Source organism: Paenibacillus pinistramenti, assembly GCF_005869875.1.
GTDB classification, from domain to species: Bacteria; Bacillota; Bacilli; order Paenibacillales; family Paenibacillaceae; genus Fontibacillus; species Fontibacillus pinistramenti.
On record NZ_VAWG01000019.1, the window covers coordinates 18,649 to 33,334 of the forward strand.

Sequence of the window (14,686 nt, forward strand, 5' to 3'; positions counted from 1 at the left end):
ATAAACCCGTACAAAAATGATATTCTTTCTATAAAATATTCGGATTTTAGCGAGGGGTCTTTCGTGAGAAAGTTAAAAAGAAGCGCACGTCTGGTAGAGATGACGGAATATTTATTAGTTCGGCCGCATCAGCTGATTCCGCTCACAACTTTTGCCGACCGGTACGGAGCAGCCAAATCGTCGATCAGCGAAGACTTGGCGATCATTAAGGAAGTCTTTGAGGAAGACGGCATGGGGGAGCTGCAAACTCTGGCCGGAGCAGCCGGAGGGGTCAAATTTATCCCTAAGGTCGGCGCGGCGCAGGCGCAGGCGTTTATTGACCAGCTCTGCAGAATGTTATCCGAACCGGACCGCATTCTGCCGGGCGAATATTTATATATGTCTGATCTTCTGGGCCTGCCGGGGCTGATGAACGAAGCGGGCAAGCTGTTTGCTACCGTATTTGGCGGCCGGGAGATCGACGTTGTCATGACGGTGGAGACGAAAGGGATTCCGCTCGCTTACGCAACCGGGGCTCAGCTGAATCTGCCGGTTGTGCTGGTCAGAAGGGACCATCAGGTTACGGAAGGCTCCGCAGTAAGCATTAACTACGTGTCAGGCTCCCACAAGAGCCTGCATACGATGACTTTGTCCCGCCGGGCGCTCAAAGAGAACTCGCGCGTGCTGATCGTGGACGATTTCATGAAGGCAGGCGGAACGGTGCAGGGCATGGTTGACCTGCTTGCTGAATTTAATGCCACAGTCGCCGGCGTTGGCGTGCTGGTGGAATCAGGAGCCGTAGATACTGAACAGCGGCTGCTGCAGGATTATGTATCTTTAGCTTCCCTTGGCGCGGTCGATGCGAAGAGCAAAAGTGTTACCGTCCATCCGGGCAATTATTTCGATCGGGTGCAGCGAAGCTGAACGGCTGAATACATTCGAATTTAAGCGAAATTAAGCGAAAACTGTCGAAATCGTCGTCTTACGAAAAAAATTCCTGAATTTAGGTTAATTTGTTCGTTTTTAAAAGAGGAATTCGGATTTCTGTGTGGAATAATACACCAAGTCTCATTTGGAAAAAGGTGGTGAACACACATGCAAATTACGGACGTAAGACTCCGCCGAGTGAGCTCGGAGGGAAGAATGAAAGCCATTGCTTCCATTACTATTGACAATGAATTCGTCGTTCATGACATTCGCGTCATTGATGGAAATAATGGGATGTTTGTTGCAATGCCTAGCAAACGTACTCCTGACGGCGAGTTCCGTGACATCGCTCATCCGATCTCTTCCGGGACGCGTGAGAAGATCCAGGCTGCAGTGCTTGCCGAATACGAGCGGGCCGCACTGGAAGAAGAAGTAATTGAAGAAGGAGCTTAATTCTTCGGTAATTATTTTTTTAACTTAATTGGGGTTCAAGAAAAGAGTGCCATGAATCATGGTTCTCTTTTCTTTTTGTTCAGAATGAGATATATTCAGTAATGAGTTTAAGAGAAGGAGGACGGGGACTTGAAGAGATTAGCCATTGTTCTTGCCGCAGGGCAGGGCAAGCGCATGAAATCGAAACTATATAAGGTGCTCCATCCTGTTTGTGGTAAACCAATGGTTGGGCATGTGCTGGATGCCGTGGAGACAGTCAATTGCGAGCGGAAAGTCGTTATTGTCGGTCACGGCGCGGAAGCCGTTAAAGCCTATCTGGGAACAAAAGCAGAGTATGTCTTACAAGAGCAGCAGCTGGGAACGGGTCACGCCGTGAAGCAGGCGAAACAACTCTTAGGAAGCGAGAACGGGACAACCGTAATCGTCTGCGGAGATACGCCTCTCGTGACGCCGGAAACGCTGGAGGCTCTTTTTGTGCATCATGAACAAACTGGCGCGGCAGCTACCGTGCTTACAGCTTCTATAGATGAACCTCATGGCTACGGCCGTGTCATTCGGGATGAAGCGGGCCATGTGAACCGGATTGTTGAGCAGAAGGATTGCTCCGAGGAGGAGAACCTTGTTAAGGAAATCAATACAGGCACTTATTGCTTTGATAACGCCAAGCTGTTTGATGCTCTTGACAAGGTTACCAACCAAAATGCTCAGCAGGAGTATTATTTGACGGACGTAATCGGAATTATGGTCTCCCAAGGCGAGAAAGCTGCTGCTTACATGACGGCAGATGTTGCCGAATCCATCGGGGTTAATGACCGTGTGGCGCTGTCGGAAGCGGAAGCTTATATGCGTGCACGCATCAACAAACGCCATATGATCGGCGGAGTGACCCTGATTGACCCAAGCTCTACCTACATTGGCGCGGATGTGGAGATCGGTGCGGACACCGTTATCTATCCGGGCACCGTTCTGAACGGCAGTACAAAGATTGGCGCAGACTGTGTCATCGGGCCTCAAACCGAGATTAACGACAGTATCATTCACAGCGGAGCTGTAGTGAAGCAATCCGTCCTCTCCAATGCAGAGGTGGGGGAACTGACTTCCGTAGGTCCGTTTGCTTATTTGCGCCCTGGAGCTGTTTTGGGTAATGAAGTTAAGGTCGGCGATTTCGTTGAAATCAAGAATGCAAAGCTGGGGAACGGGACTAAGGTTTCTCATCTGAGCTATGTAGGGGACGCTATTGTCGGCGAAAATGTAAATATCGGCTGCGGTGCGATAACTGTAAACTACGATGGGTATAATAAATCTATTACCGAGATCGGTGATGATGCCTTTGTAGGCAGCAACGTCAATTTAATTGCACCGGTCAAGATCGGCAAAGGGGCCTATGTTGTGGCTGGATCTACCATTACCCATTCTGTGGCCGATAATGATCTGGCCATTGCCCGCCAGCGTCAGGAGAACAAACCGGGGTATGCGGACAAGATCCGTGCCCGGGCGAAAGCGAAGAAAGAGCGGGAGAGCAAGAAGCAATAAGCAGCCTGCAGCAGGATCAGCGCTGATGAACGTGTCTTACTATTAACGACCTTACGGATTGCGAACGCAATCTAAACAGCACGGAGGGTTTTTATTCTATGACTTATTTTGATTCCAAGTTAAAAATATTCACCTGCAACTCCAATCCGAAGCTTGCCCAGCAAATCGCCGACTACATTGGAATTCCAATGGGGGATTCCAACATTACCAGCTTTAGTGACGGTGAAATTCAGGTTAAGCTCAACGAAAGTGTCCGCGGCTCACACGTTTATGTTGTCCAATCCACTTGCGCTCCGGTTAACGATAATTTGATGGAGCTGCTGGTCATGGTTGATGCCCTGAAACGTGCTTCAGCCAAGAGCATTAACGTCGTTATTCCTTATTACGGCTATGCGCGCCAAGACCGTAAAGCGCGTTCCCGTGACCCGATTACGGCAAAACTGGTAGCCAATTTGATTGAAAAAGCCGGGGCACACCGGGTCATTACGATGGACCTCCATGCCATGCAGATCCAGGGCTTCTTTGATATTCCGGTGGATCATATGCTCGGAGTGCCGATCCTTGCGCAGTATTTCCGTTCCAAGCATATTGAGAACCCGGTTGTTGTTTCTCCGGACCACGGCGGCGTAGTGAGAGCGCGCAAGCTGGCCGATTTCCTGAATGCGCCTCTTGCGATTATTGATAAACGCCGGCCGGAGCCGAACGTCAGTGAGGTCATGAACATTATCGGCCATATCGAAGGCAAGACGGCCATTCTGGTCGATGACATCATCGACACCGCAGGTACGATTGTGCTCGGCGCCAATGCGCTTAAAGAAGGCGGCGTTAAGGAAGTCTATGCCTGCTGTACGCACCCGGTATTGTCAGGTCCCGCTATGGAGCGTCTTGAGAACTCTCCGCTGAAGGAAGTAGTGGTTACCGATACGATTCCAATTACGCATCCGAACCCTACCGGCAAGCTGAAGGTACTGTCTGTGGCGCCGCTGATGGGCGAAGCCATCATTCGTGTTCACGAGGAGCTGTCCATCAGCAAGCTGTTTGAAATCGAGTAAACCGGATAACGGCATTAAACAGGGGCTAATCTTCCCTAACGGGAGGATTAGCCCCTAACTTAGCATCAAGAATAAGGTTATGTGCTGCTTAATTGTCTGCAAGCCGGGCCGGGCGCTTAATACCCCGGACGTGAAATAAAGGTGAACAGCTTGCGGTTGAACAAGGTGCCCTCAACTTCGACAAAATAGCTGTCATAAGCGGTAATCAGACCGATCTGCTCGTGGATGCCTTCAAAATACACCTGAACAGGAACCGACTGTTTGAGATGTTTTTCAAAATGGAAATCATGAATAAGTTCTGAACCAAATGTTGACAGGATACGTCTTCACCTTCTTCTACAACTTTGTTCAGCCAGGGCCTGTTTACTTATTGTACCAAATAATAAACCTATATAAAATGAACGCCTAAGAAGGGATTAGATATCAATGAAATGGATCGTCGGGCTCGGCAATCCGGGCCCTAAATATGAGAAGACACGCCATAATATCGGCTGGATGGCTTTGGATGCGCTGGCCGCCCGCCATCATATCGACATCAAGCAGAGTAAATGCAAGGCACTGATTGGCGAAGGGAACATTGGGGGAACGAAGGTTTACCTGATCAAGCCGATGACTTATATGAATTTATCGGGGGAGGCGGTCCGCGCCTTCATGGACTACTATAAAGCTCCGCTTGAAGATCTTATCGTTGTCTACGACGATCTGGATACAGAGGTAGGCAAGATCAGACTGCGTTATCAGGGCAGCTCAGGCGGCCATAACGGCATCAAATCTATTATCCAGCATACGGGCACACAGACCTTCAACCGGATTCGGATGGGCATTTCCAGGCCTGAACCCGGTTATGCGATTATTGACTATGTGCTGGGTACTTTTCCAAAGAAGGAAGCGGAAGCTTTGCAATCATCCATTGAACAGACCTGCGATGCTTTGGAATACGGTCTATCGTCTACCTTTGAGCAGACTATGGCCAAATTTAACCGTTAATACCAGGCATACGGCTAGCATGGAGCCTTACCGGGCATAATGAAGGTATAAATGAACCTTCAGGAGGCATATACATGGCAGTACAGTATGTTTGCAGACACTGCAAAACCTTGGTGGGGCGGATCGATTCGCCTTTTGTGTCAGAGGGCCAGCTCGGCTTTACCGCCTTGACCCCCGAAGAGCGTAGAGATATAATAGCCTATGATTCTAATGGGGACGTTACCGTACGTGTGACGTGCGAATACTGTGCGGAAGCGATGGAGATGAATCCTGAACTGAGGCTGGTTGGAAGTCCGCTGCAGTAGTCTTTCTTCTGCGCCGGTAAGGCGCGGGTACTGGATGCAGGTTGGCCGCTGGATGCGGGTTGCAAGTTGATAGAAATGAGTATGAGATATGGAGCCTTGGCCTTTTTGCTGAGGCTTATTTTGTATTAGTTATCAAAAGATGATGAACGCAGTTGGGATGAGGAGTATGCCTATCATGGCGAATAAGAGAGGTGCCGCTTTTGTTACAAGCACTTATACAAGCTTTTTCTAAAGATTCCGACTTTAACTCGCTTACAGCCGGTATTGCATCAGGAATGAAGGAGCAGCTCGTTTCGGGGCTGTCCGGTTCATCCAGGCACGTTATGCTGGCTGCACTGCATGAACAGACGCAGCGTCCGCTGCTCGTTGTCACGCACAACATGTTCTCCGCGCAGAAAATCGCAGATGACCTTCAGGAAGCGCTTTCAATAGATAAAGTTCTTCTGTATCCCGCTAATGAGCTTGTGGCGGCTGAATCAGCGATCTCCAGCCCGGAGACGCTTTCCCAGCGGATCGATGTGCTGCTGAAATCCTCCCAGGGTTTCCGCGGCATTATTGTTGTGCCTTATTCCGGTGTCCGCAAGCTGCTCCCTTCTCCAAAGGTGATGGCCGGTGCCGGGATTGACGTTCAATACGGGGGGACGCTGAAGATTGACCGCTTCCTGGCCCAAATGGTGGAGCTTGGCTACGAACGGGTTGAGCGGGTTGAATCACGGGGAGAAATGAGCGTGCGGGGAGGCATAATCGACTTCTATCCGCTCATGTCCCCGTCCGGCCTGGCTTACCGGATTGAGCTGTTTGATGAGGAGATTGACTCCATCCGCGTATTTGATCCGGCCGATCAGCGGTCGGTGGAGCAGGTCAAGGAAATCAGGATCACTCCATGCAAAGAGCTCATTGCGGATAAGGAGCGCCTCAGCACGGCGGCGGAGAAGGCTTCGCAAAGGCTGTCGGCGCAGCTGGAGAAAATGACCGACCGGCAGGCGAAGAACCTCCTGCAGGGGGAAATCTCCCGGGAGCTGGAGATGCTGCGGGAGCAGGTTTATTTTGCAGATATGTATAAATACATCTCCTTAATCTATCCGGAGCAGCAGACTTTGTACGACTACATGCCGGAGGATACGCTGCTGATTCTGGATGAGCCGGCCCGGCTTCTGGAAACGGCCAAGCAGCTTGAACGCGACGAAGCGGAGTGGAATCTGCATTTGTTCCAGAACGGCAAGAGCCTGCCTGAGCTTCCGCTGTCCGTAAGCAGCGATAAGGTGCTGTACCAGCGCCCGTTCCAGACCCTGTTCCTGTCCATCTTCCTGCGCCAGGTTCCGCATACACAGCCGCAGAATATTCTGAACTTTGTGACGCGCGGCATGCAGGATTTCCACGGGCAGATGAATGTGTTGAAATCGGAGACAGAGCGCTGGAAGAAGAGCGGCGCGGAGATTATTATGCTCGCCAGCAGCTCGGAGCGGAAAGACCGGATGATCCGGGTCCTTGAGGATTACGGGATCGAAGAGCCGGCGATTCTGCAGGGCAATCTGCAGACCGGCTTTGAGCTGCCTGCCGCCCATCTGGTCGTCATTACCGAAGGCGAGATGTTTTCCCAGAAGCAGCGCAAGGTCCGCAAGGGCGGCCGCAGCATGGATAATGCGGAACGGATCAAGAGCTACACAGAGCTCAAGGTCGGCGATTACGTGGTCCACCAGAATCACGGGATCGGCAAATACATGGGCATCGGCACGCTTGAAGTAGGCGGCATTCATAAAGATTACATGCACATTCTCTATGCGGGCGGCGACAAGCTGTCCGTGCCGATCGACCAGATTGATCTCATTCAGAAATATGTAGGGTCCGAAGATAAGGAGCCCAAAGTTTACAAGCTGGGCGGCAACGAATGGACGAGAGTCAAGAATAAAGTCCGCTCCTCCGTGGAGGACATTGCCGATGATCTGATCAAACTGTATGCAGATAGACAGGCTACGGAAGGGTATGCTTTTGAACAAGATACATCCGAGCAGCGCGAGTTTGAAAACATGTTCCCATACGATGAGACACGGGATCAGCTGCGGGCGATTGAAGAAATCAAGAAGGACATGGAGAAGAAGCGGCCGATGGACCGCCTGCTGTGCGGCGACGTGGGCTATGGCAAGACGGAGGTGGCGATCCGCGCCGCCTTTAAGGCTGCTATCGAAGGCAAGCAGGTTGCCGTACTGGTTCCGACTACCATTTTGGCGCAGCAGCATTATGAGACGTTCCGGGAGCGTTTTGCCGATTATCCGTTTAACATTCAAGTACTCAGCCGTTTCCGCAGCCGTAAAGAGCAGAACGAAACGATTAAGGGGGTCCGCGCAGGCACGGTTGACGTCGTCATCGGCACCCATCGTCTGCTGTCCCAGGATCTCGTCTTCAAGGACCTTGGCCTGCTGATCGTGGACGAAGAGCAGCGCTTCGGCGTAACACATAAGGAGAAGCTGAAGAAGCTGAAGGTGAATGTGGACGTGCTTACACTGACAGCGACGCCAATCCCGCGCACGCTGCATATGTCCATGCTTGGCGTACGCGATTTGTCGGTAATTGAGACGCCGCCGGAGAACCGGTTCCCGGTGCAGACCTATGTAGTGGAGCACAGTCAGGCTCTGGTGCGCGAAGCCATCGAACGCGAACTGGCGCGGGGCGGCCAGGTCTATTATCTGTATAACCGCGTGCAGGGCATTCAGGAAATGGCGGCGCAGATTTCGGCGCTCGTTCCCGAGGCGAAGGTCGGCATCGGCCATGGCCAAATGTCCGAGCAGGAGCTGGAGAAGACGATCCTCGACTTCCTTGATGGAGAATATGATGTCCTGGTCAGCACAAGCATTATCGAGACAGGCGTGGACATTCCGAATGTCAACACGCTGATCGTACATGATGCGGATAAAATGGGTCTGTCCCAGCTGTACCAGCTGAGAGGCCGGGTTGGACGTTCAAACCGGATTGCTTATGCTTATTTTACTTATCAGCGTGATAAATCCTTGACCGAGGTTGCCGAGAAGCGCCTTCAGTCGATTAAAGAATTTACGGAGCTGGGTTCAGGCTTCAAGATCGCCATGCGCGATCTGGCAATCCGCGGGGCCGGCAATCTGCTTGGAGCGGAGCAGCATGGTTTTATCGCTTCTGTCGGATTTGATTTGTATTCGCAGATGCTGGCCGAGGAGATTCAGAAGCGTAAGGTGACCCTGCTTGGCGAGAAAGAACCGGAAGACAAGAAATGGAATACAACGCTCGATTTGGCCATTGATGCTTATCTGCCGCCTGAATATATCTACGACAGTGTGCAGAAGATTGAAATTTACAAGAAAACAGCCGCTGCATCCACCTTTGATGAAGTATCGGAGCTTGCAGATGAGCTGGTTGACCGGTTTGGGGAACCTCCTGCTGCCGTGAGCAACCTGCTGACAGTGGCGCGGCTCAAGATTTACGGCCGGAAGTACGGCATTGAGTCCATGAACCGCCGCGGAGATGACGTTATTGTGAAATTTTACCCGCAGAAGGTCAAAGAGATGAACATGTCCAAACTAGCTGAGGCTGGCAATCAGTACGGAAGGCGTGTACAATTTACTCAAGGGCCTGATTTGGAAATTCATATCAAAGCCAAGGGAATGGAAGATGAGAAGATGCTTGAGCTGCTTGAAGCCTTCCTGGGCTCTTTACAACCGGCATTCAAATCGAAAGGGGAACTACAAGATGTTGCAAAATAAAAGGCGTTCCTGGAAAATCACGTTTATGGCTCTGGCAGCTGTGCTGAGCTTCTCCGTGGTATTGGCAGGATGCAGCAAGAAAGATGAAGCGAATAATACTCAGGCAAGCTCGAGCAGCTCTGCCAACGGTTCCAACTCCGGAAATTCCTCGGACAGCTCGAAAGTGATCGCTACCTATGACGGAGGAACGATTACCGAGAACGAATTTGACCTGGAACAGCGCATTATGCTCATTCTTTCCCCTGAAATGGAACAGTACATGAGCACGGATGATTTCCGTGAGTACTTGCTGAAACAGGAAATTGCATATGAGTATTTAGCTGCTAAAGCTACAGATACAGAGAAGCAGGAGGGTGAGAAGCAAGCCGAAACCCAACTGTCCCAAATTAAGACCCAGCTTGGCGATGAGGGCTTTGTCAGCATGCTGGATGCCCAGAAAGTAACCGAGCAGGAATTTAAAGATTACATGAACCGCATCTTCACTGTCGTACAAACCGAAACAGCCCAAGTAACCGACGATGAGGTCAAGAAAGAGTTCGAAGCGAACAAGGATGACTATACCGTCGCTTCGGTCCGCCATATTCTGATTACGTTCACGGATTCTGAAGGTCAGGAACGGACGGAAGACGAAGCTCTTAAGCTGGCAAAAGAGATCAAAGCCAAGCTGGATGCGGACGGCGGCAAAAATTTTGCCGAGCTGGCCAAGCAGTACTCCGAAGACCCTGGCTCCAAGGATAACGGCGGTTTATATGCCGATACGGAAGTGGGCACCTGGGTGGACGAGTTCAAACAGGCTGCATTGACTCTGCCGCTGAACACCATCAGCGATCCGGTTGAGACAAGCTATGGCTATCACATCATGCGGGTGGAATCACGCAAAGCCAAGACGTATGATGAATTAAGTGCGGATGAGAAGGAAACGATCAAGAATTCGCTCGGTTCATCCAAGCTGGACGAGTTCATGCAGGGTGACCTGGAGTCCAAGATCATCAAGTCGATTAATCTCCCTGCGGCAGCGACTCCGTCTGCAAGCGCAGACGCTTCCACTTCCGGAACGGAATCTTCCGCGGCTCCGGCTGCAAGCAGTGAGCCTGAGGCTTCCTCTTCACCAGCTCCATCCAAATAACAACAAAGCTGGGACGATGCTCTGCGATTGAGCATCGTCCCTTTTTGCGGCTATTTTAGGGACATCCTCAATTTGGTGTCTGTGTGCATAAGGAATTGGGAACAGATGAATACTATGGTCAAGAATTTAACCAAACTTGGAATTTCAAAAACATTTTACTCAGTAGTCCAATACTTCTTAAGAAAGCGAGGCAACATGTTATGAAAGCTACTGGTATAGTCCGCCGCATCGATGATCTCGGTCGGGTGGTAATTCCCAAGGAGATTCGCCGCACACTTCGGATCCGTGAAGGAGATCCGCTTGAAATTTTTGTAGACCGGGACGGGGAAGTCATCTTGAAGAAATACTCACCGATCGGTGAGCTTGGCGATTTTGCCAAAGAATATGCAGAATCCCTTTATGAAAGTACAGGCCATATTACCCTTATTTCAGACCGTGATACCGTGATTGCCGTTGCAGGCGCTTCCAAGAAGGAATATTTGGAGAAGCAGATCGGTCCTCTGCTTGAAAATTGCATGGATGGCCGCAAATCTGTGCTTGAGGTCAATTCCGGTACTTATGAGATCAGCAAAGATCATGCGGAGAACCTCTCCACTTTCGTTGTCGCACCTATTATCGCAGGCGGTGATCCGATCGGGACCGTCGTGATGCTGAACAAGGACGATTCGGTTAAAATGTCACAGCTCGAGACCAAAATGGCGGAAACGGCTGCCGGCTTCCTTGCGAAGCAGATGGAGCAGTAGAGAACGCTTCGAACAAAGGCTCCTGCCCGCTTTTCCCCTTGACGGAGAGAAGAACCGGCTGCGGGAGCTTTTGCATGTGCGGGAAACCTTTTATAATGGACAAAGTGAGATTTAGACTCAGCACAACCATTATAGAGAGGACGGCGGCAAACAGGCCGCAGGGATGAGGCACATGAAGCAGTCGAAGCAATCCTCAGGGGGATCCAAGCTGTTAAAGGGAGCGGCGCTGCTCGGCATGGCGGCGATTGCCTCCAAGCTGCTGGGAACCTTGCAGAAAATTCCGCTCCAGAACCTGGGCGGTGACGGTGTTTTTGGTATTTATAATACGGTGTATCCTTTCTATACGCTGCTGGTTACCCTTGCTACGGCCGGTTTCCCGGCTGCGGTGTCCAAATTTGTGGCTGAACGCGAAGCGGACCGGGACGAGCGGGGCGCGCATGAAATTTTAAGGGTTTCAGCGGTGATAATGATGGCTCTGGGGATATTTGGCAGCGCCGTTCTGTTCTTTGGAGCTTCTTGGCTCGGAGACTGGATCGGCAGTCCCCACATTATTCCGGCTCTGCGGGCCGCTGCGCCGGCGCTGCTGTTTGTTCCGGCTTCCGCAGCTCTGCGGGGGTTCTTTCAGGGCCAGCAAAATATGCTGCCTACCGCCGTGTCCCAGGTAGTGGAACAGGCGGTCCGGGTGGCTGTCATGATTATTCTGCTGCTGTATTTAACCTCAGCCGGATCAGGGGAGGGAACGATCGCAGGAGGCGCGATGTTCGGCTCCGCTGCCGGCGGGGCTGCCGGCCTGGCAGTCATGCTGCTGTTCTGGCAGAGCTCTAAGGAGAAAGGGAGCGTCAGCTCCGTGCAGGGAACGGCAAGTGCAGGCACAGCAGGCAATACGGACCGCATAGGGATGAGGCAGCTGCTGGCTTATGCGGTGCCGATCTGTTTAGCGGCGCTAGCTTCTCCCCTGCTGACCCTGATGGATACCTTCACCCTGCCGCGGCTGTTATCGGAGGGGGAGATCTCCGTGATGGAGCAGATCGGGATTTATAACCGCGGTATCCCTTTGGTGCAGCTCATCAATATGATGGCGACCTCGCTTTCTGTCCTGTTTATTCCGGCCATGGCCGAGCTGAAGTTCAAAGGTGATTTAAAGTCCGCTGCAGGCCAGGCGGGAACGGCGCTGCGCTGGTTCTGGATGATAGGCTGCGCCGCCTCGGTCGGACTTGGCGTCCTGGCTGAACCGATAAACATCATGCTGTACAAAAACAGCGCAGGCAGCGACACGCTGCTGCTGCTTGCCTTCACAGCTGCTCCAGCGGCCATGGCTACGGTCTCGGCCGCGCTGCTTCAGGGAATCGGCATCGTGCGGGCGCCTGCCCTCGCGATGGTGCTGGCCGCCGCTCTGAAGGCGGCGCTGAATGTGCTGCTCGTGCCCGGGCTGGGCATTAGCGGCGCTGCAATCGCCGGCATTGCCGCCTACGGGCTCGCGGCAGGCCTGAACATGGCGCTGCTGGTGCGGCGCATGGGCCTCGCGCCGTCCCTGCGGACGGCGCTGTGGCAGCCGCTGCTCGGCCTGCTGGCCATGGCAGCGGCGGTGCTCCTGCTGCGGCTTGGCTTCGCCGCCGCAGGGCTCACCGGCCGGCGGCTCGATGCCGCCGCCGAAAGCGTGCTCGGCGTCGTGCTCGGCGCCGCCGTGTTCCTGGCCGCAGCGCTGCGCCTGCGGCTGATCACCGGGGCAGAGCTTGAAGCGCTGCCCCGCATTGGCCCCAAGCTTGCCGCTGCGCTCGGCAAGCTGCGCCTGCTCCCCCGGCCATAACACATGGCCGGGCCCGCCCTTCACCCTGCTGCTGACCCCGGCATTCGCCCGCGCCGCCCTACCCCGGCTGCCTGCGTGCCTCGGCCTGCACTTCGCCTGGTTGCTCAGCGCGCCGTCTTCGGCTCAGCCCGTCCGGTCCTGCCCCAGCGCGCCTGCATTCAGCTTCGCCGGGAAAATGCCCGCAGGGTTAGTCTGCTGCTGACCCCGGCATTCGCCCGCGCCGCCCTACCCCGGCTGCCTGCGTGCCTCGGCCCTTTGCCTTCCCGTGCGTGCGCCGAGAGCCCCGAGCATTCGCCCTGCGCCAGCCGCCTGGGTGCGAGCCCATCCTCGGCCTTGCCGCTGCGGCATTCGCCCAACATCCGCCCTCAGCCCGCCCCACCCCCACCCGCCGAAATTTGGTGCTGCCCTGGCGCAGATGATATAGTAATCATATTGACTATGAGTTCTTCAAAATGTGGAGAAGCCGGGAGTGAGTGAGAGTGAAGGGAACTATAACGGTCGTCGGGCTTGGATCAGGGGATCCGGACCGGCTGACTTTAGGCAATTTGAAGCTGCTGCAGGGGGCGGAGAAGCTGTACGTCCGCACGAAGGATCATCCCGTATTGGACTGGCTGGCAGAGTCCGGCGTAGCTTTTGAATCATTCGACAGCGTCTATGAGGCGAATGATGATTTTCCGTCCGTCTACAAGGAAATCGCTGAACGGCTGATTGCTGAGGCATCAAGCGGCGAAGGGCAGCGCGCGGTCACCTATGCCGTGCCCGGCCATCCGATGGTTGCGGAAGCAACGGTGAAGCTGCTTAAGGAGCGGTGTCCGGAAGAGGGCATCACCCTCAACATTGTGGGCGGGGAGAGCTTTCTGGACGAGGCCTTTGCCCGTCTTGGCTTTGATCCGATTGAAGGCTTCCAGCTGCTGGATGCGGCCGGGCTTGCGAGAGAGGATCTGCAGCCCCGCCTCCATACCCTGATCGGACAGGTCTACGATGACTTTACCGCTTCGGATGTCAAGCTGAGCCTGATGGAGCTTTATCCGGAGGATTACGAAGTGACTGTGGCTCATGCGCTTGGCGTTGAAGGGCAGGAGCAGATTCTGAAGGTGCCGCTTTATGAGCTGGACCGGATTCAGGATTACGGCAATCTGTCGCTCATTTATATCCCGCGCAGCGAGGACGAATCCTTACGGATGAAGAGCTTCTCGCGCCTGCACGAAATTGTCGGGATCCTGCGCAGCCCGGGCGGCTGTCCATGGGACCGGGAACAGACGCATGCCTCTCTTCGGAAAAATCTGATTGAAGAAGCCTACGAGGTGCTTGAGACAATCGATGAGGACGATCCGGAGCATATGCAGGAGGAGCTTGGCGATCTGCTGCTGCAGGTCATGCTGCATGCCCAGATTGAAGAGGAAGAAGGCACATTTAACGTCTTTGACGTCATTAACGGACTAAATGAAAAGCTGATCTTCCGCCACCCTCATGTGTTCGGCGACCGTTCTGCCGGAGATGCTGAAGAAGCGCTGGTGAACTGGGAGGCGATGAAGGCGGAGGAGAAGCGCCGCAAGGGGCAGAAGCCGGAAGACGCTTCAGCTCTGGACGGGGTTCCGCGCGAGCTCCCTGCGCTGATGAAGGCGTACAAGCTCCAGAAGAAAGCTGCGAAGGTAGGCTTTGACTGGCCGGATGCCGGCGGGGCTTTAGCCAAGCTGGAGGAAGAGCTGGCTGAGCTGAAGAAGGCGGTTGAGGAGAGCCTGCCGGCTTCAGAGATTGAGCTGGAGCTTGGCGACGTGCTGTTCTCTGTCGTTAACGCCGCCCGGTTTGTCGGGGCAGATCCGGAGGAGGCTTTATCCCGGACAAGCCGGAAGTTTGTGAGCCGGTTCCGCTATGTGGAACAAAGGCTTAAGGAACGCGGGAAGACGCCGGAGCAAAGTACGCTGGCAGAGATGGATGAGATCTGGGATGAGGCCAAACGGCAGGAGTATGCCGGGGAGTAAGGGCCGGAAACGACCGTTTTTCTTTGATTTATCGACAATTTTTTTTGAGAATCCGGAAGGA

The 14,686-nt window shown here is 53.5% G+C and carries 12 protein-coding genes; 11 read left to right on the forward strand and 1 reads right to left on the reverse strand.

What is annotated here, in order from left to right:
* Positions 1-63: 63 nt before the first annotated feature.
* From purR to FCN15_RS16625, 4 genes are all read left to right on the forward strand, one after another.
* A complete protein-coding gene (gene purR / locus FCN15_RS16610) occupies positions 64-903 on the forward strand; it encodes a pur operon repressor (protein ID WP_138496096.1) in 840 nt (279 codons plus the stop codon).
* Positions 904-1,074: 171 nt separating this feature from the next.
* Positions 1,075-1,359, forward strand: a complete 285-nt coding sequence (spoVG, locus tag FCN15_RS16615) for a septation regulator SpoVG (protein WP_094094706.1) — start codon at positions 1,075-1,077, stop codon at positions 1,357-1,359.
* Between the two features lie 129 nt (positions 1,360-1,488).
* On the forward strand, positions 1,489-2,892 hold the full coding sequence (gene glmU, locus FCN15_RS16620) for a bifunctional UDP-N-acetylglucosamine diphosphorylase/glucosamine-1-phosphate N-acetyltransferase GlmU (RefSeq protein ID WP_138496097.1): 1,404 nt from the start codon (positions 1,489-1,491) through the stop codon (positions 2,890-2,892).
* Positions 2,893-2,990: 98 nt separating this feature from the next.
* Positions 2,991-3,944, forward strand: a complete 954-nt coding sequence (locus tag FCN15_RS16625) for a ribose-phosphate diphosphokinase (protein ID WP_138496098.1) — start codon at positions 2,991-2,993, stop codon at positions 3,942-3,944.
* 116 nt (positions 3,945-4,060) lie between these two features.
* On the opposite strand, the gene FCN15_RS19670 is transcribed toward FCN15_RS16625, so the two are convergent.
* Positions 4,061-4,186 carry a hypothetical protein gene (locus FCN15_RS19670; protein ID WP_338044382.1) on the reverse strand — a complete coding sequence of 42 codons (126 nt, stop codon included), beginning with the start codon at positions 4,184-4,186 and terminating at the stop codon, positions 4,061-4,063.
* A gap of 184 nt (positions 4,187-4,370) precedes the next feature.
* On the opposite strand from FCN15_RS19670, the gene pth reads away from it, so the two are divergent.
* From pth to yabN, 7 genes are all read left to right on the forward strand, one after another.
* Positions 4,371-4,931: an aminoacyl-tRNA hydrolase gene (gene pth, locus FCN15_RS16635; RefSeq protein WP_138496100.1), complete on the forward strand. Its 561-nt coding sequence runs from the start codon at positions 4,371-4,373 to the stop codon at positions 4,929-4,931.
* 74 nt (positions 4,932-5,005) lie between these two features.
* Positions 5,006-5,236, forward strand: a complete 231-nt coding sequence (locus tag FCN15_RS16640) for an anti-sigma-F factor Fin (RefSeq protein ID WP_138496101.1) — start codon at positions 5,006-5,008, stop codon at positions 5,234-5,236.
* A gap of 200 nt (positions 5,237-5,436) precedes the next feature.
* Positions 5,437-8,967: a transcription-repair coupling factor gene (gene mfd / locus FCN15_RS16645; RefSeq protein WP_138496102.1), complete on the forward strand. Its 3,531-nt coding sequence runs from the start codon at positions 5,437-5,439 to the stop codon at positions 8,965-8,967.
* Complete coding sequence (locus tag FCN15_RS16650; RefSeq protein ID WP_138496103.1) at positions 8,954-10,093, forward strand: peptidylprolyl isomerase; 1,140 nt, start codon at positions 8,954-8,956, stop codon at positions 10,091-10,093. The genes mfd and FCN15_RS16650 overlap by 14 nt, the downstream gene beginning before the upstream one ends.
* 200 nt (positions 10,094-10,293) lie before the next feature.
* Positions 10,294-10,836, forward strand: coding sequence for a stage V sporulation protein T (gene spoVT / locus FCN15_RS16655; protein WP_138496104.1), 543 nt, complete (start codon positions 10,294-10,296; stop codon positions 10,834-10,836).
* A gap of 172 nt (positions 10,837-11,008) precedes the next feature.
* Complete coding sequence (locus FCN15_RS16660; protein ID WP_138496105.1) at positions 11,009-12,643, forward strand: putative polysaccharide biosynthesis protein; 1,635 nt, start codon at positions 11,009-11,011, stop codon at positions 12,641-12,643.
* 479 nt (positions 12,644-13,122) lie between these two features.
* Positions 13,123-14,625: a bifunctional methyltransferase/pyrophosphohydrolase YabN gene (gene yabN / locus FCN15_RS16665; protein WP_138496106.1), complete on the forward strand. Its 1,503-nt coding sequence runs from the start codon at positions 13,123-13,125 to the stop codon at positions 14,623-14,625.
* Positions 14,626-14,686 lie beyond the last annotated feature (61 nt).

What these genes read in the sequence shown, in the direction of transcription:
- FCN15_RS16650 (WP_138496103.1), top strand. Translation starts at nt 8,954, where the DNA reads ATGTTGCAAAATAAAAGGCGTTCCTGGAAAATCACGTTTATGGCTCTG.
- FCN15_RS16660 (WP_138496105.1), top strand. Translation starts at nt 11,009, where the DNA reads ATGAAGCAGTCGAAGCAATCCTCAGGGGGATCCAAGCTGTTAAAGGGA.
- FCN15_RS16625 (WP_138496098.1), top strand. Translation starts at nt 2,991, where the DNA reads ATGACTTATTTTGATTCCAAGTTAAAAATATTCACCTGCAACTCCAAT.
- spoVT (WP_138496104.1), top strand. Translation starts at nt 10,294, where the DNA reads ATGAAAGCTACTGGTATAGTCCGCCGCATCGATGATCTCGGTCGGGTG.
- spoVG (WP_094094706.1), top strand. Translation starts at nt 1,075, where the DNA reads ATGCAAATTACGGACGTAAGACTCCGCCGAGTGAGCTCGGAGGGAAGA.
- FCN15_RS16640 (WP_138496101.1), top strand. Translation starts at nt 5,006, where the DNA reads ATGGCAGTACAGTATGTTTGCAGACACTGCAAAACCTTGGTGGGGCGG.
- pth (WP_138496100.1), top strand. Translation starts at nt 4,371, where the DNA reads ATGAAATGGATCGTCGGGCTCGGCAATCCGGGCCCTAAATATGAGAAG.